Consider the following 22,531-nt stretch of genomic DNA (forward strand, 5'->3'; position numbering starts at 1 on the left):
ATCCTCTCTGTGCTACCATAAGCCTATATCACGCCCGTAGTAATCAGTAGAGTAAGCGTTATGTCCTCCAGAATTCTGACCACCAGCATTGCTGGCATTGATGCCTTTATGCACGACCCACGCGGTGTGTTGACTCACGCCGAAGGCGGCACGGTTGCGGTTTTTGCCGACAACGCTCCGGCGTTTTACGCAATCACACCGGAACGTCTGGCACAGCTTCTGGAGATCGAAGCGCAAGTGTCACGCCCGGCGAGCGATGTCACGCTGGACAACCAGTTCTTTGATGAACCGGTTAACATCCCCGTGACCGTTCCGATGGGAAAATTTGCCCTGTACGCGGGCTGGCAACCGGATGCGGATTTTCAGCGACAGGCGGCGCTGTGGGGCATTGCGTTAACCCAACCGGCCACCGCGGAAGAACTTGCCGCGTTTACTGCCTGGTGGCAGGCGGAAGGTAAAGTCTTCACCCACATTCAGTGGCAGCAAAAGCTCGCGCGTCATCTTCAAATTACCCGCGCCGGCAACAACGGCCAGCCCAAACGCGACATCAACGCGTTTTCAGAACCGGATAAACAGATCCCCAGTGGATTCCGAGGTGCGAAATGAAGAACGTCGGCGACCTGATGAAACGTCTGCAAAAAATGATGCCTGCCAACGTGAAGCCCGCTTTCACCACGGGTGAAGAGCTGCTGGCGTGGCAAAAAGAGCAAGGTGAGATCCGCGCCGCCGCGCTCGCCAGGGAAAACCGGGCGATGAAAATGCAGCGCACCTTTAACCGTTCCGGTATCCGTCCCCTGCACCAGAACTGCTCGTTCGATAACTATAAAGTCGAAACCAACGGGCAGATGAACGCCCTTGCGGCCGCCCGTCAGTACGTGGATGAATTCGACGGTAACATCGCCAGCTTCATCTTTAGCGGCAAGCCGGGCACCGGAAAAAACCACCTGGCAGCCGCCATCTGCAACGAGCTGCTTCTGCGGGGTAAATCGGTTCTTATCATCACCGTGGCCGATATCATGTCCGCGATGAAAGACACCTTCAGCAACCGCGAAACCAGCGAAGAGCAACTGCTTAACGATCTGAGCAATGTTGATTTACTGGTCATTGATGAGATTGGCGTTCAGACAGAATCCCGCTATGAAAAAGTGATCATCAACCAGATAGTCGATCGCCGCTCCTCGTCCAAACGCCCCACCGGCATGCTGACGAACCACAATATCGACGAGATGACCCGTTTACTGGGGGAACGCGTCATGGACCGCATGAAGCTGGGTAACAGTCTCTATGTCATCTTCGACTGGGAAAGTTACCGCAGCCGCGTCACCGGCAAAGAGTATTAAGACAGTTCCAGGAATCGCCGGAAGGGCATAGGTATATACTGGAACCCCTTCGGCCCAAAACGGACCTTTTTGAGAGAGCCATGATGAAAAAACAGATTCTAATCAGCACCTTTTTAGGCGCGCTGCTGGTGACCGGCGCAGCGCAAGCGGCGTCGTGGCAGGAGTCCCTGTCAAGCGCAGCAAATGAGCTGAGCAAAGAGAGCAGCGGCTCTCAGGGCGGACTTTCCGCCTCTTCCCTCACCAGCCTGCTGGGCAACAGCTCCCAGAGCCTTAGCGCGGGCACGATGAACAATGCGGCGGGGATTCTGGAATATTGCGCGAAGCAAAAGCTGGCCTCCGTGACCGACGCGCAAAACGTGAAAAACCAGGTGCTGGGTAAACTGGGTCTGGATACCCAGGAGCAGAAAGCGGACACCAACTATATGGACGGCATTCAGGGCCTGCTTAACGCGCAAAACGGCCAGCAGCTTAACCTGAGCACCCTCGGCAACTCTTCTCTGGCAAAACAGGTGAAAACCAAAGCCTGCGATCTGGTGCTGAAACAAGGCGTTAATTTCCTCTCCTGATCCATCCCATTTTCTGCCACAACGCGCCGCGTTTAATGCGATAGTCTTGCAACGCGGCGCTAAATGAGCGTTTTTCCTACCTGCCACCGTCTCAGCGTCCGTTTGTCAGGATGTGTCCCTCTTCATAAAAACGATTTTCTAAACCAAATCCTAACAACAGCACATTTTCGTGACACTAAAATTGCAGCTTAACGACATCGCAATTACATTGTATGACCCAAAAAATAAACAGTTAGCCAGCGAACCATCTGGCGTCATGAGGATATGCTGTTGTCTGAATTCATGTCTCTTATCCTTTTTCTGGCTTCTGTCGGCGTTTACGCCTGGAAAGCCGGCCGTCACACCTGGTGGTTTATCGCCACGCTGGTGGTGCTCGGCATTTTTATTATTTTAAACATTACCTTATACGCCAGCGATTACTTTACCGGTGACGGTATTAACGATGCGGTGCTCTACACGCTGACGAACAGCCTGACAGGCGCGGGTGTGGGCAAGTACATTCTTCCAGGGCTCGGCCTTATCGTCGCGCTGGTGACGATTTTTGGCGCGCTGGCCTGGGTGCTGCGTCGACGCCGCCATCATCCGCACCATCATGGCTACAGCCTGCTCGCGTTATTCCTTGCGCTGGCCTCCGTCGACGCCAGCCCGGCGTTCCATCAGATCACCGAGCTGGTGAAATCCCAGTCGCGCGACGGCGATCCTGATTTCGTGGCTTACTATAAAGAACCGTCGAAAACGATCGCCAACCCGAAACTCAATCTGGTCTATATCTACGGTGAAAGTCTGGAGCGCACGTACTTTGATAACGATGCGTTCCCGGACCTGACGCCAGACCTGGGTGCGCTGAAAAATGAAGGTCTTGATTTCAGCCACACCATGCAGCTGCCCGGTACGGATTATACGATTGCCGGAATGGTTGCTTCCCAGTGTGGTATCCCGCTGTTCGCGCCTTTTGAAGGTAACGCCTCAGCCTCGATGTCGACGTTCTTCCCACAGAATATTTGCCTCGGCGATATCCTGAAAAACTCCGGCTACGAAAACTATTTTGTGCAGGGGGCAAACCTGCGCTTTGCCGGAAAAGACGTGTTCCTGAAATCCCACGGTTTTGACCACCTGTATGGCTCAGAAGAGTTAAAAACGACGGTTGCCGATCCGAGCTACCGTAACGACTGGGGCTTCTATGACGATACGGTACTCGACGAAACCTGGAAGAAATTCGAGGAGCTCTCCCGCGCGGGCAAGCGTTTCTCCCTCTTTGCGCTGACGGTGGACACCCACCATCCGGACGGGTTCGTCTCGCGCAGCTGTAAACGCAAACGCTATGACGTTGACGGCAAAAACAACACGTCTTTCAGCGCCGTCACCTGCAGCCAGGAGCACATTGCGGCACTGGTCGAGAAAATCAAAGCCTCGCCCTGGTTTAAAAACACCATCATCGTCGTCTCATCTGACCATCTGGCGATGAAAAACAGCGCCTGGGATCAGCTCAACAAGCAGGATCGCAGCAATCTGTTCTTCGTCCTGCGCGGCGATCAGCCGCAGCAGGAGGTGATCGCCACCAAACGCAACTCCATGGATAACGGCGCAACCGTGCTGGACATTCTGGGCGGCGACAACTTTATTGGCCTGGGCCGCAGTACGCTATCGGGGCAATCCCTGTCGGAAGTGTTCCTCAACATGAAGGAAAAAATCCTCGCCTGGAAGCCAGACATCATCCGCCTGTGGAACTTCCCGAAAGAGATGAAAGACTTCACCGTCGATCGGGATAAAAACACGATTGCCTTCTCGGGCAGCAACTTCCGTCTGCCGCTGCTGGTGCGGGTGTCGGAGGGTCGCGTTGAGCCGCTGCCGGAAAGCGAATATTCCGCGCCGCTGCGCTATCAGCTGGCCGATTTTGCTCCACGCGATAATTTCGTCTGGGTCGACAGATGTTACAAAATGGGCCAGCTCTGGTCACAGCCGCTGGCGCTTTCTACCGACTGGTGCATCTCTCAGGGTCAGCTCGGCGGGGAGCAAACCGTGCAGCACGTTGATAAAGCCCAGTGGAAAGGCAAGACCGCGTTTAAAGATACGGTGATTGATACGGCGCGCTATCAGCACAACATCGACATGCTGAAAATCGTCGATAACGATATTCGCTATAAGGCGGACAGCTTTATCTTTAACGTGGCCGGCGCCCCCGAGGAAGTGAAGCAGTTTAGCGGCATCTCGCGTCCGGAGTCCTGGGGACGCTGGTCAAACGCGCAGCTGGGCAACGAGGTGAAAATTGAGTACACCCATCCGCTGCCGGAACAATTCGACCTGGTGATCACCGCCAGAGCGTATGGCCCCAACGCTAACAGGCCCGTACCGGTGCGCGTGGGCGACAGGGAGCAGACGCTAACGCTCGGGAACGATGTGAGCACGCACACGCTGCATTTTGAGAATCCATCGCGCAGCAATACCCTGGTGATCGTGCCACCGGATCCGCAGTCCACCAATGAAGGGAATATTCTCGGCCATTCACCGCGCGAACTCGGGATTGGCATGGTAGAAATTAAAATTGTGAGTAGCGCAGGCTAATGGTCGACCTTAACATCACCGTTCGACCCACGCGTCCCGGCGACGTTGCCGCCCTGCCCGCCATTGAACGCGCGGCGGGCGAGCGCTTTCGTGAAGACCCGGAGCTCGCCTGGCTTGCCGATGGCGAGGTCATTTCCGCTGAGCAGCACCTTGAGTATGCCGAACGTGGGCTAAGCTGGCTGGCGCTGGCGAATGACCGCCCCGCGGGGTTTATCCTCGCCGAAGCGCACTCTTCGTCGCTGTTTATCGTGGAGCTTTCGGTTGATCTGGACTGGCAGGGAAAAGGAATGGGCCGGCAGCTCATCGCCTGTGCGGCTGATCATGCCCGCAGGCTGGGGCTGGCGTCGCTGACGTTGACGACGTTTCGGGACGTACCGTGGAACGCGCCGTTCTATGCGCGGTTGGGGTTTGAATACGTAACGGCACTCACGCCTGAACTGCGTCAGAAAAGAGAAGAAGAGACCGCGCACGGCTTAGCGTATGAAACGCGCTGCGCTATGCGCCTGCCTCTGTAATATCGCCCGGTGGCGCTGCGCTTACCGGGCCTACAAAACCCTGAATCGTAGGCCGGGTAAGGCGCAGCCGCCACCCGGCACAACGCACAGAGTTAGAACGTTTCCCAGTTATCGCCTGAATCGGCCGTCGCGGTTTTACGCGCCATCACCGGCGTGGAAACCGCTTTAGCCGCGGCGAATTCGCGCGCTTTCATCTGCTCCTGCTGAATGCGGAACACCGCCACGGCCTGAGTCAGACGGCTCGCCTGCTCTTCCAGTGCGGCCGCCGCTGCGGCAGATTCCTCAACCAGCGAGGCGTTCTGCTGGGTCACGCGATCCATCTCAGCTACCGCCAGACCCACCTGGTCGATACCGCGGCTCTGCTCGTCAGACGCAGAGGCGATTTCACCCATGATATCCGTTACGCGGGTCACCGCGTTCACGATCTCACCCATGGTTTCACCGGCACTTTCTACCAGCGTTGAGCCCACTTCCACGCGGCCCACGGAGTCTTCAATCAGGCTCTTGATTTCACGAGCCGCCTGGGCGCTGCGCTGGGCCAGGTTACGCACTTCACCTGCCACCACCGCAAAACCACGCCCCTGCTCACCCGCACGCGCCGCTTCTACCGCCGCGTTCAGTGCCAGAATGTTGGTCTGGAAAGCAATGCCGTCGATCACGCTGATAATGTCGGCAATTTTCTGCGAACTGCCCGCGATATCGCGCATGGTCTGCACCACGTTATCCACTACTTTACCGCCTTTCTGCGCGGTTTCAGAGGCGCTCAGGGCAAGATGGCTCGCCTGACGGGCGTTTTCGGCGTTCTGCTTAACGGTCGCCGTCAGCTGCTCCATGCTGGCAGCGGTCTCTTCCAGGGAAGCGGCCTGCTGTTCAGTACGGGAAGAGAGGTCGTTATTGCCCATCGCAATTTCGCTCGCGCCGCTGTAGATCGCATTGGCACCGTTACGCACGTCGCCGACGGTACGCACCAGCTCACCCTGCATATGGCGCAGCGAGTCGGCCAGTTCACCCATCTCGTTGGTGCCCTGAACCTCAATACGCTTCACCAGATCGCCGCTGGCGATATGGCGAATGTTGTCGATCAGACGATTCAGCGGAGAGATCAGGGTCTGCTTGATGTTGAGCCAGACGGCCACGATCACCACCAGCACGGCAATCAGGACGCTGATCAGCACCCAGATAGCCTGGCTGAAGGAGCTGTCGCTGTCTTCGACCGCCATCTGGTAGAGCTTGTCGTTCTGCTGCAGGTAGCTCACATACTGCTTCTCAAAACCATCCTGGTAACTCTGGGTCGGTTGGTCGAAGAAGGCGTTGATTTTGCCTGCACCCAGCAGCTGAATCAGCTCCGCCAGCGCACCGTGGTAAATATCATAGTTACGCTTGATCTCCATGGCATCCGCATCGCTTTGACGCGGATCGCGCGGCAGGGCTTCGTAGGCAGCCCAGTTTTTTTCCGCCTGTTTCAGAGACGTAGACGCGATTTGCATCAAATCGTTAACGGTCGCGCCGCTGCCGATATTGCTCTGATCCATCATGTAGCGGATACCCGCGCGGTTCAGGGTATTACGGGTTTGCAGCAACGCTACCCAGCTGGCGTTCAGCGTGGATTGTTGCTGGCGAATGGTTTGCAGGACGGTGAAATTCTCTTTGTCATTCTTAAGGGCATTAAAGAAAAGACCACCGGATGTGAGTTGTAAAAGGCCAAATATCGCTAAAACCAGCATTAAGCTGGTGACAATCTTGATACGGTTCAACATGTTTTCTCTTTCCTCAGACAGATACAGAATTTTCGGCCTGGAAAGGGAAAACTTTACGAAAATCATCCTGGAATTTGGGGTTTTTACTCTTCTTCCCGCACTGCGTTATGCCGGTTTCCGAGTTCAATAAACTCTTCCAGCAGCGCCGTCAGCTGTTTCATCTTCTCCGGCGTGTATTCCGCCTCAATCTGCTGATACGCCTCTTCGACCTGCGCCTGGGCGTGTTCATACAGCGCATTCCCCTCTTTGGTCAGCGACACGTACAGCTTGCGCTGGTCGTTCACCGGCTTTAAGCGCAGCACCAGGCCGTCACGCTCCATGCGCGTCAGAATACCGGTCAGGCTCGGGCGCAAAATGCAGGTGCGAAACGCCAGATCGTGAAAATCCATCGACGGATGTTCAGCCAGCACGCGCACGATGCGCCACTGCTGCTCGGTCAGGTTATGGCGCTTCACAATCGGGCGGAAGTAAGACATCGCCGCTTCCCGCGCCTGCAGCAGCGCGATGGTTAATGAGTCATGCATAGCCTCTCCCCTTCACATCATTAACAAGTAAACAATCACTAAAAGATGTTTTTATAAGCAACATATTTTCCGTCAAAAAGTCTAACAGAAACCCGTCAATTTTATTAACTCACTAATTTATATATAAATAAAACCCATGATGTAAATTTATTGTTATTCATATCACAAATTTTTCACTTCTGATTGCGAAATGAACAGCAAAAGCATAAAAACAGATCATTAACATATTAATGAAATCATAACCCGGACCGCCGGGGTGAGGAGTATGTGAATGAAAGGTACCGTTTTTGCCGTCGCCCTCAACCATCAAAGCCAGCGTGAAGCCTGGCGTGAGGCATTTGAAAAAGCCCCCTACAGCACGCCGCCGAAAACCGCCGTGTGGTTTATCAAGCCGCACAATACGGTGATTCGTGCGGGCGAGCCGATCCCCTTTCCGCAGGGGGAAACGGTGCTAAGCGGCGCGACGGTGGCGCTGGTGGTGGGCAAAACCGCCAGCAAGGTGCGCGTGGAGGACGCCGCGGAGTACATCGCAGGATATGCGCTCGCCAACGAAGTGAGCCTGCCGGAAGAGAGCTTCTACCGCCCGGCCATTAAGGCCAAGTGCCGGGACGGTTTTTGCCCGCTCGGCGAACCGATCGCCGTTGATAACGTGGATAACCTGACCATCATCACCGAGATCAACGGCCGCGAAGCGGACCACTGGAATACGGCCGATCTTCAGCGTAACGCTGCCGAACTGCTGAGCGCCCTGAGCGAGTTCGCCACCCTCAATCCCGGCGATGCGATATTGCTCGGCACCCCGCAAAGCCGTGTTGAGATCCGCCCGGGCGATCGCGTGCGTATTCTGGCGGAAGGTTTTCCGCCGCTGGAAAACCCGGTGCTGGATGAGCGCAACGTCACTATTGCTCACAGCACGCCGCCGCACGCCACGCTGTTTGCCCTCGGTCTGAACTATGCCGATCACGCCAGCGAGCTGGACTTCAAACCGCCTACCGAGCCGCTGGTATTTATCAAAGCGCCAAACACCTTCAACGGCGACAGCCAGACGTCGGTGCGCCCGAACAATATCGAATACATGCATTACGAAGCGGAGCTGGTGGTGGTCATCGGTAAAACCGCGCGTAAGGTCAGCGAATCCTGGGCGATGGACTATGTTGCGGGCTATACGGTCTGCAACGACTACGCCATCCGTGATTACCTGGAAAACTACTACCGCCCGAATTTGCGGGTAAAAAGCCGCGACGGGCTGACGCCCATTTCCCCCCACATCGTGCCGAAAACGGCGATTCCCGACCCGCACAACCTCGCCCTGCGCACCTTCGTCAACGGCGAACTGCGCCAGGAAGGCACCACGGCGGATCTGATCTTCAGCATTCCGTTCCTGATTGCGTACCTGAGCGATTTTATGACCCTGCAGCCGGGCGACATGATTGCCACCGGCACGCCGAAAGGGCTGTCCGATGTGGTGCCGGGTGATGAAGTGGTGGTGGAAGTGGAAGGCGTGGGACGCCTGGTGAACCGGATTGTCAGCGAGGAGACTGCAAAATGAAAAAGATTAACCACTGGATCAACGGTAAAAACGTCGCGGGAAGTGAGTACTTCCACACCACCAACCCGGCCTCCGGTGAGGTGCTGGCAGAAGTGGCCTCCGGCGGTGAAGCTGAAATTCACCAGGCCGTCGCTGCCGCCAAAGAGGCGTTCCCGACGTGGGCTAACCTGCCAATGAAGGAGCGCGCGCGCCTGATGCGCCGTCTGGGCGACCTGATCGACCAGAACGTGCCCGAGATCGCCGCCATGGAAACCGCCGATACCGGCCTGCCTATCCACCAGACCAAAAACGTGCTGATCCCGCGTGCCTCGCACAACTTCGAGTTTTTCGCCGAGGTGTGCCAGCAGATGAACGGCAAAACCTACCCGGTCGATGACAAGATGCTGAACTACACCCTGGTGCAGCCGGTCGGCGTCTGCGCGCTGGTGTCGCCGTGGAACGTGCCGTTTATGACCGCCACCTGGAAGGTCGCGCCGTGCCTGGCACTCGGAAACACCGCGGTGCTGAAGATGTCTGAACTCTCCCCGCTCACCGCAGACCGTCTGGGTGAGCTGGCGCTGGAGGCGGGCATTCCGGCGGGTGTGCTGAACGTGGTGCAGGGCTACGGTGCCACGGCAGGTGACGCGCTGGTGCGCCATCACGACGTGCGCGCCGTCTCCTTTACCGGCGGCACCGCCACCGGGCGCAACATCATGAAAAACGCCGGGCTGAAGAAATACTCCATGGAGCTGGGCGGCAAATCCCCGGTGCTGATTTTTGAAGATGCCGACATCGAGCGCGCGCTGGACGCCGCCCTGTTCACCATCTTCTCCATCAACGGCGAGCGCTGCACCGCGGGCTCGCGCATCTTTATCCAGCAGAGCATCTACCCGGAATTCGTCAAGCGCTTTGCCGAACGCGCCAGTCGCCTTCGCGTGGGCGACCCGACCGATCCGAACACCCAGATTGGCGCGCTGATCAGCCAGCAGCACTGGGAAAAAGTCTCCGGCTATATCCGCCTCGGCATTGAAGAGGGGGCGACCCTGCTGGCGGGCGGCCCGGACAAACCGACCGATCTGCCTGCGCACCTGAAAGGCGGCAACTTCCTGCGCCCGACCGTGCTGGCGGACGTCGACAACCGGATGCGCGTGGCGCAGGAGGAGATCTTCGGGCCGGTGGCCTGCCTGCTGCCGTTTAAGGACGAAGCGGAAGGTCTGCGTCTGGCGAACGACGTGGAGTACGGCCTGGCATCCTATATCTGGACTCAGGACATCAGCAAAGTGCTGCGCCTGGCGCGCAACATCGAAGCCGGGATGGTGTTTGTGAACACCCAGAACGTGCGCGATCTGCGCCAGCCGTTTGGCGGCGTGAAGGCCTCCGGCACCGGCCGCGAGGGCGGCGAGTACAGCTTTGAGGTGTTCGCGGAGATGAAGAACGTCTGCATCTCCATGGGCGACCATCCGATTCCAAAGTGGGGGATCTGAAAATGGGTAAATTAGCGTTAGCGGCAAAAATCACCCACGTTCCGTCAATGTATCTCTCTGAGCTGCCGGGGAAAAACCACGGCTGCCGCCAGTCGGCCATCGACGGGCATAAAGAGATCAGCAAGCGCTGCCGCGAGCTGGGCGTGGACACCATCATCGTGTTCGACACCCACTGGCTGGTGAACAGTGCGTACCACATCAATTGTGCGGACCATTTTGCGGGCGTCTACACCAGCAACGAGCTGCCGCACTTTATCCGCGACATGACCTACGACTACGACGGCAACCCGGCGCTCGGCCAGCTGATTGCCGACGAAGCGGTGAAGCTCGGCGTGCGCGCCAAAGCGCACAACATCCCAAGCCTGAAGCTGGAGTACGGCACGCTGGTGCCGATGCGCTACATGAACAGCGATAAGCACTTCAAGGTGATCTCCATCTCGGCGTTCTGCACCGTCCATGACTTTGCCGACAGCCGCAGGCTGGGCGAGGCCATCGTCAGCGCTATCGAAAAATACGACGGCACCGTGGCGGTGCTCGCCAGCGGCTCGCTGTCGCACCGCTTCATCGACGACCAGCGCGCGGAGGAAGGGATGAACAGCTACACCCGCGAGTTCGACCGCCAGATGGACGAGCGCGTGGTGAAGCTGTGGCGCGAAGGCCAGTTCAAAGAGTTTTGCAGCATGCTGCCGGAGTACGCCGACTACTGCTACGGCGAGGGCAACATGCACGACACGGTGATGCTGCTGGGCATGCTCGGCTGGGACCAGTACGACGGCAAGGTGGAGTTCCTCACCGAGCTGTTCGCCAGTTCCGGCACCGGCCAGGTCAACGCCGTTTTCCCGCTGCCCGCCTGAGGAGCCACCATGCCGCACTTTATTGCTGAATGTACCGACAACATCCGCGAGCAGGCCGATCTGCCGGGGCTGTTCGCCAAAGTGAACGAGGCGCTCGCCGCCACGGACATCTTCCCCATCGGCGGTATCCGCAGCCGCGCCCACTGGCTGGACACCTGGCAGATGGCCGACGGCAGGCACGATTACGCCTTTGTGCATATGACGCTGAAAATCGGCGCAGGACGCAGCCTGGAGAGCCGCGAGGCCGTGGGCGAAATGCTGTTTACGCTGATCAAAACGCACTTCGCAGAGTTGATGGCGAACCGCTATCTGGCGCTGTCGTTTGAGCTCGACGAGCTTCACCCGACGCTCAATTACAAACAAAACAACGTGCACGCGTTGTTTAAGTAAAACCGTCCCCTCTCCCTTTGGGAGAGGGTTAGGGTGAGGGGAAATCTCTGCGGCCTGATGCCCTCACCCCGTCCCTCTCCCACGGGGAGAGGGAGAAAACAAACATAAAACAGGATATCGCCATGCTCGACAAACATACCCATACCCTGATCGCCCATCGTCTGCATCAGGCGGAACAATCTCGGGAGCAAATCCGCCAGATCTCCCTGGACTACCCGACGATCACCATTGACGACGCCTACGCCGTCCAGCGCGAATGGGTCAGCCTGAAAATCGCCGAAGGCCGGGTGCTGAAAGGCCACAAGATCGGCCTCACCTCCAAAGCGATGCAGGCCAGCTCGCAGATCAGCGAGCCGGACTACGGCGCCCTGCTGGACGACATGTTCTTCCACGACGGCAGCGACATTCCTGTCGATCGCTTTATCGTCCCACGCATCGAAGTGGAGCTGGCGTTTGTGCTGGCAAAACCGCTGCGCGGCCCGAACTGCACGATCTTCGACGTCTACAACGCCACGGACTACGTCATCCCCGCGCTGGAGCTGATCGACGCCCGCTGCCACAACGTTGACCCGGAAACCCAGCGTCCGCGCAAGGTGTTCGACACCATCTCCGATAACGCGGCCAACGCGGGGGTGATCCTCGGCGGCCGTCCGATTAAGCCCGACGAGCTGGATCTGCGCTGGATCTCCGCCCTGCTCTACCGCAACGGCGTGATCGAAGAGACCGGCGTTGCCGCAGGCGTGCTTAACCACCCGGCGAACGGCGTGGCGTGGCTGGCGAACAAGCTTGCGCCGTACGACGTGCAGCTTGAGCCGGGGCAAATCATCCTCGGCGGCTCCTTTACCCGCCCGGTGCCCGCCAGCAGAGGCGACACCTTCCACGTCGACTACGGCAACATGGGCTCCATCAGCTGCCGCTTTGTTTAGGAGATAACCATGCAAAACGCATTCAAAGCGGCGCTGAAAGCGGGCCGTCCGCAAATCGGTTTATGGCTGGGGCTGACCAGCAGCTACAGCGCTGAACTGCTGGCGGGGGCAGGCTTCGACTGGCTGCTGATCGACGGGGAGCACGCGCCAAACAACGTGCAGACCGTCTTAACCCAGCTTCAGGCGATTGCCCCCTACGCCAGCCAACCGGTGGTGCGCCCGTCGTGGAACGACCCGGTGCAGATTAAACAGCTGCTGGACGTGGGGGCGCAAACCCTGCTGGTGCCGATGGTGCAAAACGCCGACGAAGCGCGGCTGGCGGTACGTTCCACCCGCTATCCGCCCGCGGGCATTCGCGGCGTCGGCAGCGCCCTGGCTAGAGCGTCGCGCTGGAACCGCATTCCGGACTACCTGCAGCAGGCTAACGACGCCATGTGCGTGCTGGTGCAGATCGAAACCCGCGAGGCATTGAAAAACCTGCCGCAGATCCTGGACGTGGAAGGCGTCGACGGCGTGTTTATCGGCCCGGCGGATCTCAGCGCCGACATGGGCTTTGCCGGCAATCCGCAGCACCCGGAGGTGCAGGCCGCCATCGAGCAGGCTATCGCGCAGATCCGTGCCGCCGGTAAAGCGCCCGGCATCCTGATGGCGAATGAGCAGCTGGCGAAACGCTATCTTGAGCTTGGCGCGCTGTTTGTCGCCGTCGGGGTCGACACCACCCTGCTCGCCCGCGGCGCGGAAGCGCTGGCGGCACGTTTTATCGAAAAACCGGTTACGTCAGTTAATAACAATAAATCCGTCTACTAAACGTAAGATCTGGAGCGCACCATGACGACCTCTACCCTGCAAACTCATGATAATAAAGCTGTTGAACATCGCGCCATTAACAAACTGTTCCGACGCCTGATCGTCTTTCTCTTTATCCTGTTTGTCTTCTCGTTTCTCGATCGCATCAATATCGGCTTTGCCGGGCTGACGATGGGCAAAGATCTGGGCCTTACGTCGACCATGTTTGGCCTGGCCGCGACGCTGTTTTACGTCACCTACGTGCTGTGCGGGATCCCGAGCAACATCATGCTGGCGAAGATCGGCGCACGCCGCTGGATCGCCGGGATCATGGTGGTGTGGGGCATCGCCTCCACCTGCACCATGTTCGCCACCAGCCCGCATACGCTCTATGTGCTGCGCATGCTGGTGGGCATTGCGGAAGCAGGCTTCCTGCCGGGGATCCTGGTGTATCTCACCTGGTGGTTCCCGGCCTATCACCGCGCCCGCGCCAACGCGCTGTTTATGATCGCCATGCCGGTGACCATGATGCTCGGCTCGATCCTCTCCGGGTACATTCTGGCGATGGACGGGCTGTGGAACCTGAAGGGCTGGCAGTGGCTGTTCCTGCTGGAGGGGCTGCCCTCCGTGGTGCTTGGCGTGGTGACCTGGTTTTACCTCAACGACACGCCGGATCAGGCCACCTGGCTGGACGACGACGAAAAGCAGGCGCTGAAAATGATGATCGCCCGCGAGCAGGAGGTCGCCATTGCCCAATCCGTCACGCCGCGATCGACGCTGCGCGAAGTGCTGACCCCGGCGGTGCTGCTCTACACGCTGGCCTACTTCTGCCTGACCAACACGCTCAGCGCAATCAACATCTGGACGCCGCAGATCCTGCAAAGCTTTAACACGGGGAGCAGCAATATCGTCATCGGCCTGCTGGCGGCGATCCCGCAGTTTTGCACCATCCTCGGGATGATCTGGTGGAGCCGCCGCTCCGACAGGCTGAAAGAGCGAAAAAAGCACACCATCCTGCCGTACCTGTTCGCAGCGGCGGGATGGATGCTGGCCTCGGCAACGGATCACAGCCTGATCCAGCTGCTTGGCATCATCATGGCCTCAACCGGATCGTTTACCGCCATGGCGATATTCTGGACCACGCCGGATCGGGTTATTAGCCTGCAGTCCCGCGCGGTGGCGCTGGCGGTGATCAACGCCATCGGCAACGTGGGATCCGCCGTCAGCCCATTGCTGATCGGCATTCTGCGCGACGCGACCGGCAGCTTCAGCTCCGGGTTGTGGTTCGTGGCTGGGCTACTGGTGGTCGGCGCGCTGGTGCTGACGCGCATCCCGATGACGCAGCGGGCTCAACAGAGGAGCGGCCATGTGCCAGAGCCCCATCGCCAACATTGATATCAGCAAGGAGTACGACGAAAGTCTGGGCACCGACGATGTGCACTACCAGTCGTTCGCGCGCATGGCGGCCTTTTTTGGCCGCGACATGCAGGCGCATCGTCATGACCAGTATTTTCAGATGCACTTTCTCGATACCGGGCAGATTGAGCTCCAGCTCGACGACCACCGCTACTCGGTGCAGGCGCCGCTGTTCGTCCTCACGCCGCCGTCGGTGCCGCACGCGTTTATCACCGAATCCGACAGCGACGGACACGTCCTGACGGTGCGCGAGGATCTGATCTGGCCCCTGCTGGAGGTGCTCTACCCCGGCACACGGGAAGCGTTCGGCCTGCCGGGGATCTGCCTCTCGCTGGCCGACAGGCCGGACGAGCTGGCGGCGCTGAAGCACTACTGGCAGCTGATTGCCCGGGAATCCACGGAACAGCTGCCGGGGCGCGAGCATACCCTGGTTCTGCTGGCGCAGGCGGTATTTACCCTGCTGCTGCGTAACGCGAAGCTCGACGACCACGCTGCAAGCGGTATGCGTGGTGAGCTGAAGCTGTTCCAGCGCTTTACCCAGTTGATAGATGCCCACTACCACCAGCACTGGACGGTGCCGGAATACGCCAGCGAGCTGCACCTGACCGAATCCCGCCTGACCGATATCTGCCGCCGCTTCGCCAACCGCCCGCCGAAGCGGCTGATCTTCGACCGGCAGCTGCGTGAAGCCAGGCGCTTACTGCTCTTTTCTGACAGTGCAGTCAGCGAGATTGCCTGGCAGCTGGGGTTTAAAGACCCTGCCTATTTCGCCCGCTTTTTTAACCGCTTAGTGGGGTGCTCGCCCAGCGCGTACCGGGCACAGAAAGTACCGGTTTCCTGAACGCATCACGGTTCGTAGGGCGGGTAAGCGCAGCGCCACCCGCCGAAAAGCCGCACAGATCACAAAACCACATCCCACCCGAAAAGTACCTGCCGTTGTCCCAATCGTCCCTTCACGTCGCCCCGCTCTCAGGCTTCAATTAAACAACAAAAACAAAACATAAATTTAACAACACAATTCCGATACGAGGTCCCTATGAAGCCTGAAGATTTCCGTGCTGATGCCAAACGTCCGTTAACTGGCGAAGAGTATTTAAAAAGCCTGCAGGACGGTCGTGAGATTTATATTTACGGCGAGCGCGTCAAAGACGTCACCACCCACCCGGCGTTTCGTAACGCGGCGGCCTCCATCGCGCAGATGTACGATGCCCTGCACAAGCCGGACATGCAGGACACGCTCTGCTGGGGCACCGACACCGGCAGCGGCGGCTACACCCACAAGTTCTTCCGCGTGGCGAAAAGCGCCGACGACCTGCGCCAGCAGCGCGACGCCATCGCCGAGTGGTCACGCCTGAGCTACGGCTGGATGGGTCGTACGCCGGACTACAAAGCCGCTTTTGGCTGCGCGCTCGGCGCCAACCCGGCGTTCTACGGCCAGTTCGAGCAGAACGCCCGTAACTGGTACACCCGCATTCAGGAAACCGGCCTGTACTTCAACCACGCCATCGTTAACCCGCCAATCGACCGCCACAAGCCGGCGGACGAGGTGAAAGACGTCTACATCAAGCTGGAGAAAGAGACCGACGCCGGGATCATCGTCAGCGGCGCGAAAGTGGTGGCGACCAACTCGGCGCTGACCCACTACAACATGATCGGCTTCGGCTCCGCGCAGGTGATGGGCGAAAACCCGGACTTCGCGCTGATGTTCGTCGCGCCGATGGATGCCGAAGGCGTGAAGCTGATCTCCCGCGCCTCTTACGAGATGGTGGCAGGCGCAACCGGATCCCCGTACGACTACCCGCTCTCCAGCCGCTTTGATGAGAACGATGCGATCCTGGTGATGGACCACGTGCTGATCCCGTGGGAAAACGTGCTGATCTACCGCGATTTCGACCGCTGCCGTCGCTGGACGATGGAGGGCGGCTTTGCACGCATGTACCCGCTGCAGGCCTGCGTGCGTCTGGCGGTGAAGCTCGACTTCATCACCGCCCTGCTGAAGAAATCCCTGGAGTGCACCGGTACCCTGGAGTTCCGCGGCGTGCAGGCGGATCTAGGCGAAGTGGTGGCCTGGCGCAACATGTTCTGGGCGCTGAGCGACTCCATGTGCTCCGAAGCCACGCCGTGGGTCAACGGTGCGTATCTGCCGGATCACGCCGCGCTGCAAACCTACCGCGTGATGGCGCCGATGGCCTACGCGAAGATCAAGAACATCATCGAGCGTAACGTCACCTCCGGACTGATCTACCTGCCGTCCAGCGCCCGGGATCTGAACAACCCGCAGATCGACCAGTATCTGGCGAAATACGTGCGCGGCTCCAACGGTATGGATCACGTCGAACGCATCAAGATTTTGAAGCTGATGTGGGACGCCATCGGCAGCGAGTTTGGCGGTCGTCACGAACTGTATGAGATCAACTACTCCGGCAGCCAGGATGAAATTCGCCTGCAGTGTCTGCGCCAGGCACAGAGCTCCGGCAACATGGACAAGATGATGGCGATGGTCGACCGCTGCATGTCCGAATACGACCAGCACGGCTGGACGGTGCCGCACCTGCACAACAACAGCGATATCAACATGCTGGACAAGCTGCTGAAATAGCGCAGCGGGAGGTTTCAATGCATTTAGATGAACAACGCCTGCGTTTTCGCGACGCAATGAGTAGCCTGTCGGCTGCCGTCAATGTAATCACCACCGAGGGCGAGGCGGGTCGCTGCGGCATTACCGCCACCGCCGTCTGTTCGGTCACCGATACCCCGCCGTCGGTCATGGTGTGCATCAACGCCAACAGCGCCATGAACCCGGTATTTCAGGGCAACGGCAGGCTGTGCGTTAACGTGCTGAATCACGAGCAGGAGATCATGGCTCGCCATTTTGCCGGGATGACCGGTATGACGATGGAAGAGCGCTTTGCTCTCTCCTGCTGGCAGAAAGGCCCGCTGGCGCAGCCGGTGCTTAAGGGCGCGCTCGCCAGTCTTGAAGGCGAGATTAGCCAGGTGCAAACCATCGGCACACATCTTGTATACCTTGTTGAAATTAAAAACATCATCCTGAGTGACGCGGGACACGGCCTGATCTACTTCAAGCGCCGTTTCCACCCGGTCATGCTGGAGGCGGAAGCCGCTGTGTGATCCCCCCTCGCGCTGGCCTTTTTTTTCCGGCCAGCGCCGCTTTCTACAAAAACTCCTAAGGTTTCCGCTAAATCACGCCGTTATATAACCATAAGAGAAATTTTCTGTGACTGAATACTGACACCGCTTGTCAGTGCACCCGCATCATTCAGCGCATACCTAAATATACAGGATGACCTTATGGCTAAAACGACGCGGAGCCGCTCGGCTGAACGTCTGGTCGATATTCTCCTTGAGCTACATTTAAACGGTGTGGTAAACCGCAGTGCGCTAATGGAAAAATTTAAAATTACCGAGCGTACCGTCTACAGGGATTTAAATGCCCTCTCTCCCATTGTTGAACATACCGGTAACGGGCTATATCGTCTGATCCATTCTGCACAATCGCCCGGCGGACAAGGCTTACATCATACCCTTGCTAACTTCCTGAATGCTGACAGCTTTTTCCCTGAAAGAAATACGGAATTCTGGCAGAATCTTGAAACGCGCGTTGACGAAAACCATATTCTTATTCTTGCGAATGAAGCCGAACACACGGTCCAGCGTGATATTCGCCGTCATTTAACGAAAATGGAGAGATCGATTAAAAACCATAATGTTTGTCAGATTGTTTATAAGGGGAAAAACCGTCTGATTAATCCCTATAAACTCATTAACAAAAAAAATATATGGTATTTACAAGCCACCGAAAATAGCCGCCTGAAATCCTTCTCATTGAGCCAGATTAGCTGGTTTGATATTCAGAAAACGACCTTCACCCCGGAAGAAAATGTCCTTGAGCTGCTGGAAAAAAGCCTCGACCCCTGGGTGTCTGAAAATACTTTCGCGGTGAAAATATTCATTAAAGATAATATTTCGCATTACTTCCTGCGCCGCGATCTTCTGCCGGAACAGGAGCTGCTGGAGGAGCAACAGGGCGGCGTCACGCTGCGCTGTCAGGCGGCGCACGAGAACCAGATCCTGCCGCTGCTGTTCTACTGGCTGCCCCATATTCAGATTCTGGAGCCGAACTGGCTGAAGGAAAAACTGATCGGAACGCTGGAGAGCTATCTGGCCGTGGAGCGTAACCCGAATAATCAAGTGATCTCAATCACATAATTTCGCCCCCTGGCGGCGAGCCGGAACCGCTCGTCGCCCCCTTTGACCGCTCACCTGGCACTTTCAACCACTCATTCATTTACCGTCCTTTACACGTGCGACCGTCTGGCACAATCCCTCCAGCATTAATCAATACCTCCTCACAACGAACCCTGACCCTTTTTTCTTTACATAAAAAACCAGGTCTTACTATGGATACTAAAAAACTACTGAAGCACGTGCCCTGGGCCTTACTCGGGATCCTCGGCGCTTTTTGTCTGGCGGTTGTCGCATTACGCCGGGGCGAACACGTAAGCGCCCTGTGGATCGTGGTCGCGTCGGTTTCCGTCTATCTTGTTGCTTATCGCTACTACAGCTTGTACATCGCGCAGAAGGTCATGAAGCTCGACCCGACGCGTGCCACCCCGGCAGTCATTAACAATGACGGCCTGAACTATGTGCCAACCAACCGCTACGTGCTGTTTGGTCACCACTTTGCCGCTATCGCCGGTGCAGGCCCGCTGGTGGGCCCGGTGCTGGCCGCGCAGATGGGCTACCTGCCGGGTACCCTGTGGCTGCTCGCCGGCGTGGTGCTGGCGGGTGCGGTGCAGGACTTTATGGTGCTGTTTATCTCTTCTCGCCGTAACGGCGCCTCTCTGGGTGAGATGGTCAAAGAAGAGATGGGCCGCGTGCCGGGGACCATCGCCCTGTTCGGCTGCTTCCTGATTATGATCATCATCCTTGCGGTGCTGGCCCTGATCGTGGTGAAAGCGCTGGCCGAAAGCCCGTGGGGTGTCTTCACCGTCTGCTCGACCGTGCCGATTGCGCTGTTCATGGGGATCTACATGCGATTCCTGCGTCCGGGCCGCGTGGGTGAAGTGTCGGTGATTGGTATCGTGCTGCTGGTGGCCTCCATCTACTTCGGCGGCGTGATTGCGCACGACCCGTACTGGGGCCCGGCGCTGACCTTCAAGGACACCACCATTACCTTCGCGCTGATTGGCTATGCGTTTATTTCCGCGCTGCTGCCGGTCTGGCTGATTCTGGCCCCGCGTGACTATCTGGCGACCTTCCTCAAAATCGGCGTTATCGTCGGCCTGGCGATCGGCATCCTGGTGATTAACCCGGATCTGAAAATGCCTGCGGTAACCCAGTATATCGACGGTACCGGTCCATTGTGGAAAGGCGCCCTGTTCCCGTTCCTGTTCATCACCATCGCCTGCGGTGCGGTCTCCGGCTTCCACGCCCTGATTGCATCCGGTACCACGCCTAAGCTGCTGGCGAACGAGAAAGACGCGCGTCTGATCGGCTACGGTGCCATGCTGATGGAGTCCTTCGTGGCGATCATGGCGCTGGTTGCCGCCTCCATCATCGAGCCAGGTCTGTACTTCGCGATGAACACCCCTCCTGCTGGCCTCGGCATTACCATGCCAAACCTGCACGAGATGGGCGGTGACAACGCGGCGCTGATTATGGCCCAACTGAAGGATGCGAGCGCACACGCGGCAGCGACCGTCAGCTCCTGGGGCTTCGTGATTTCGCCAGAGCAGATCATGCAGACGGCGAAGGACATCGGCGAACCGTCCGTGCTGAACCGCGCCGGTGGTGCTCCTACGCTTGCCGTCGGTATCGCACACGTGTTCCACAAAGTGCTGCCGTGGGCGGACATGGGCTTCTGGTACCACTTCGGTATTCTGTTTGAAGCGCTGTTCATCCTGACCGCACTGGACGCCGGTACCCGTGCGGGCCGCTTCATGCTGCAGGACCTGCTCGGTAACTTCGTGCCGTTCCTGAAGAAAACCGACTCTCTGGTGGCGGGTATTCTCGGTACTGCTGGCTGCGTCGGTCTGTGGGGTTACCTGCTGTATCAGGGCGTTGTCGACCCACTCGGCGGCGTGAAGAGCCTGTGGCCGCTGTTCGGTATCTCTAACCAGATGCTGGCCGCCGTGGCGCTGGTGCTCGGTACCGTGGTCCTCGTGAAGATGAAACGCACCAAATACATCTGGGTCACCGTGGTGCCTGCGCTGTGGCTGCTGCTCTGCACCACCTGGGCGCTTGGCCTGAAACTGTTCAGCGCCAACCCGCAGCTGGAAGGCTTCTTCTTCATGGCTAACCAGTACAAAGAGAAGATTGCCGCAGGCGGCGCGGATCTGACCGCGCAGCAGATTGCCAACATGAACCATATCGTGGTGAACAACTACACCAACGCGGGTCTGAGCATTCTGTTCCTGGTGGTGGTGTACAGCATCATTTTCTACGGTATCAAAACCTGGCTGAACGTGCGCAACGCCGACGGCCGTACGGATAAAGAAACCCCGTACGTGCCGGTACCGGAAGGCGGCGTGAAGACCTCTTCACACCATTAAAAAAATGGCGGGTGGCGCTGCGCTGACCCGCCCTACACAGAAACTGTAGGCCCGGTAAGCGTAGCGCCACCGGGCTTTTTCTGTCTGGAACCCACAATGTTTGGTAACTTAGGCGAAGCAAAAAAATACCTCGGTCAGGCGGCGAAAATGCTGATTGGCATTCCGGACTATGACAACTACGTTGAGCATATGAAGACCAACCATCCGGATAAGCCGTACATGACCTACACCGAATTCTTCCGCGAGCGTCAGGAAGCGCGCTACGGCGGAAGTGGAGAAGGCGGCGTCCGCTGCTGCTAAAGGAGAGACCATGACCCCGATTGCCGTTACCCTGCTGACCGGTTTTCTCGGCGCCGGTAAAACCACCCTGCTGCGCCACATCCTGAATGAACGGCACGGCTTCAAAATCGCCGTCATCGAAAACGAATTCGGTGAAGTCTCGGTAGACGATCAGCTGATCGGCGATCGCGCCACCCAGATCAAAACCCTCACCAACGGCTGCATCTGCTGCACCCGCTCTAACGAATTAGAAGACGCCCTGCTGGACCTGCTCGACAGCCGCGATCGCGGCGAGATCGACTTTGACCGTCTGGTGATCGAGTGCACCGGCATGGCAGACCCCGGCCCGATTATCCAGACCTTTTTCTCTCACGAGATCCTCTGCCAGCGCTATCTGCTGGACGGCGTGATTGCCCTGGTCGATGCGGTCCATGCTGACGAGCAGATGAACCAGTTCACCATCGCCCAGTCACAGGTGGGCTACGCCGATCGCATCCTGCTGACCAAAACCGACGTGGCGGGCGAAAGCGTTAAGCTGCGCGAGCGCCTGACGCGCATTAATTCACGCGCACCGATTTATACCGTGACGCACGGCGATATCGACCTGTCCCAACTGTTCAACACCAACGGCTTTATGCTGGAGGAAAACGTCACGTCGAAACCGCGCTTCCACTTTATGGGAGATAAGCAAAACGACGTGGCGTCGATTGTGGTGGAGCTGAACTACCCAGTGGACATCGGTGAGGTTTCGCGCGTGATGGAGAACCTGCTGCTGTCGTTTGCCGACAAACTGCTGCGCTACAAAGGGATGCTGTGGATCGACGGCGAGCCGAACCGTCTGCTGTTCCAGGGCGTGCAGCGCCTGTACAGCGCCGACTGGGACAGACCGTGGGGCGATGAAGCGCCGCGCAGCGTGATGGTGTTTATTGGCATACAGCTGCCGGAAGAGGAAATTCGGGCGGCGTTTGCGGGGCTAAAAAAATAACCGCCATGCATCCCCTCTCCCCTGTGGGGAGAGGGTCAGGGTGAGGG

At 58.1% G+C, this 22,531-nt stretch carries 21 protein-coding genes; 19 read left to right on the plus strand and 2 right to left on the minus strand.

Annotated elements, in window-relative coordinates; all coding sequences use genetic code 11:
- Nucleotides 1–60: 60 nt before the first annotated feature.
- From dnaT to FU672_RS14330, 5 genes are all read left to right on the plus strand, one after another.
- On the plus strand, nt 61–606 hold the full coding sequence (dnaT, locus tag FU672_RS14310) for a primosomal protein DnaT (protein ID WP_148243710.1): 546 nt from the start codon (nt 61–63) through the stop codon (nt 604–606).
- Complete coding sequence (dnaC, locus tag FU672_RS14315) at nt 603–1,340, plus strand: replicative helicase loader DnaC (RefSeq protein WP_023334409.1); 738 nt, start codon at nt 603–605, stop codon at nt 1,338–1,340. Before dnaT ends, dnaC begins: the two co-directional genes overlap by 4 nt.
- Nucleotides 1,341–1,423: 83 nt before the next feature.
- A complete protein-coding gene (locus FU672_RS14320) occupies nt 1,424–1,906 on the plus strand; it encodes a YjjA family protein (RefSeq protein ID WP_148243711.1) in 483 nt (160 codons plus the stop codon).
- A 270-nt stretch (nt 1,907–2,176) separates the two neighbouring features.
- Nucleotides 2,177–4,468 carry a phosphatidylglycerol--membrane-oligosaccharide glycerophosphotransferase gene (gene opgB / locus FU672_RS14325; protein ID WP_148243712.1) on the plus strand — a complete coding sequence of 764 codons (2,292 nt, stop codon included), beginning with the start codon at nt 2,177–2,179 and terminating at the stop codon, nt 4,466–4,468.
- A complete protein-coding gene (locus FU672_RS14330; RefSeq protein WP_148243713.1) occupies nt 4,468–4,983 on the plus strand; it encodes a GNAT family N-acetyltransferase in 516 nt (171 codons plus the stop codon). Before opgB ends, FU672_RS14330 begins: the two co-directional genes overlap by 1 nt.
- A 92-nt stretch (nt 4,984–5,075) precedes the next feature.
- Here the strand turns inward: FU672_RS14330 and tsr are convergent, their stop codons facing one another.
- Both tsr and hpaR read right to left on the minus strand, forming a co-directional pair.
- A complete protein-coding gene (gene tsr / locus FU672_RS14335) occupies nt 5,076–6,740 on the minus strand; it encodes a methyl-accepting chemotaxis protein (protein WP_148243714.1) in 1,665 nt (554 codons plus the stop codon).
- Nucleotides 6,741–6,823: 83 nt separating this feature from the next.
- Nucleotides 6,824–7,264, minus strand: a complete 441-nt coding sequence (gene hpaR, locus FU672_RS14340) for a homoprotocatechuate degradation operon regulator HpaR (RefSeq protein WP_148243715.1) — start codon at nt 7,262–7,264, stop codon at nt 6,824–6,826.
- A gap of 271 nt (nt 7,265–7,535) precedes the next feature.
- On the opposite strand from hpaR, the gene hpaG reads away from it, so the two are divergent.
- The 14 genes from hpaG to yjiA all read left to right on the plus strand — a co-directional run bounded on the left by hpaG (nt 7,536) and on the right by yjiA (nt 22,484).
- Nucleotides 7,536–8,813 carry a 4-hydroxyphenylacetate degradation bifunctional isomerase/decarboxylase gene (hpaG, locus tag FU672_RS14345; RefSeq protein WP_148243716.1) on the plus strand — a complete coding sequence of 426 codons (1,278 nt, stop codon included), beginning with the start codon at nt 7,536–7,538 and terminating at the stop codon, nt 8,811–8,813.
- Nucleotides 8,810–10,276, plus strand: coding sequence for a 5-carboxymethyl-2-hydroxymuconate semialdehyde dehydrogenase (gene hpaE / locus FU672_RS14350; RefSeq protein ID WP_148243717.1), 1,467 nt, complete (start codon nt 8,810–8,812; stop codon nt 10,274–10,276). The genes hpaG and hpaE overlap by 4 nt, the downstream gene beginning before the upstream one ends.
- Before the next feature lie 2 nt (nt 10,277–10,278).
- Complete coding sequence (gene hpaD, locus FU672_RS14355; protein ID WP_148243718.1) at nt 10,279–11,130, plus strand: 3,4-dihydroxyphenylacetate 2,3-dioxygenase; 852 nt, start codon at nt 10,279–10,281, stop codon at nt 11,128–11,130.
- Between the two features lie 9 nt (nt 11,131–11,139).
- Nucleotides 11,140–11,520: a 5-carboxymethyl-2-hydroxymuconate Delta-isomerase gene (locus tag FU672_RS14360; RefSeq protein WP_148243719.1), complete on the plus strand. Its 381-nt coding sequence runs from the start codon at nt 11,140–11,142 to the stop codon at nt 11,518–11,520.
- Between the two features lie 122 nt (nt 11,521–11,642).
- On the plus strand, nt 11,643–12,446 hold the full coding sequence (gene hpaH / locus FU672_RS14365; protein ID WP_039262280.1) for a 2-oxo-hept-4-ene-1,7-dioate hydratase: 804 nt from the start codon (nt 11,643–11,645) through the stop codon (nt 12,444–12,446).
- 9 nt (nt 12,447–12,455) lie between these two features.
- Nucleotides 12,456–13,253 (plus strand): 4-hydroxy-2-oxoheptanedioate aldolase, encoded by a 798-nt coding sequence (gene hpaI / locus FU672_RS14370; protein WP_148243720.1) that lies wholly within the window; start codon nt 12,456–12,458, stop codon nt 13,251–13,253.
- Between the two features lie 21 nt (nt 13,254–13,274).
- Entirely contained in the window at nt 13,275–14,627 is a 1,353-nt protein-coding gene (gene hpaX / locus FU672_RS14375; RefSeq protein ID WP_148243721.1) for a 4-hydroxyphenylacetate permease, read from the plus strand.
- The gene (gene hpaA, locus FU672_RS14380; RefSeq protein ID WP_148243722.1) at nt 14,599–15,489 is read left to right on the plus strand and encodes a 4-hydroxyphenylacetate catabolism regulatory protein HpaA; all 891 of its coding nucleotides are present in this window, start codon (nt 14,599–14,601) and stop codon (nt 15,487–15,489) included. The genes hpaX and hpaA overlap by 29 nt, the downstream gene beginning before the upstream one ends.
- 195 nt (nt 15,490–15,684) lie before the next feature.
- Entirely contained in the window at nt 15,685–17,247 is a 1,563-nt protein-coding gene (gene hpaB, locus FU672_RS14385) for a 4-hydroxyphenylacetate 3-monooxygenase, oxygenase component (protein ID WP_014168483.1), read from the plus strand.
- 17 nt (nt 17,248–17,264) lie between these two features.
- Entirely contained in the window at nt 17,265–17,777 is a 513-nt protein-coding gene (locus tag FU672_RS14390; RefSeq protein WP_148243723.1) for a 4-hydroxyphenylacetate 3-monooxygenase reductase subunit, read from the plus strand.
- Nucleotides 17,778–17,957: 180 nt separating this feature from the next.
- The gene (locus tag FU672_RS14395) at nt 17,958–18,875 is read left to right on the plus strand and encodes a helix-turn-helix transcriptional regulator (RefSeq protein ID WP_148243724.1); all 918 of its coding nucleotides are present in this window, start codon (nt 17,958–17,960) and stop codon (nt 18,873–18,875) included.
- Nucleotides 18,876–19,066: 191 nt separating this feature from the next.
- Nucleotides 19,067–21,220, plus strand: a complete 2,154-nt coding sequence (locus FU672_RS14400; protein WP_023334384.1) for a carbon starvation CstA family protein — start codon at nt 19,067–19,069, stop codon at nt 21,218–21,220.
- Between the two features lie 96 nt (nt 21,221–21,316).
- Complete coding sequence (locus FU672_RS14405; RefSeq protein ID WP_003856610.1) at nt 21,317–21,520, plus strand: YbdD/YjiX family protein; 204 nt, start codon at nt 21,317–21,319, stop codon at nt 21,518–21,520.
- 10 nt (nt 21,521–21,530) lie between these two features.
- Entirely contained in the window at nt 21,531–22,484 is a 954-nt protein-coding gene (yjiA, locus tag FU672_RS14410; protein WP_148243725.1) for a GTPase, read from the plus strand.
- Nucleotides 22,485–22,531 lie beyond the last annotated feature (47 nt).

Source organism: Enterobacter asburiae (assembly GCF_008080435.1).
Lineage (GTDB): Bacteria > Pseudomonadota > Gammaproteobacteria > Enterobacterales > Enterobacteriaceae > Enterobacter > Enterobacter asburiae_C.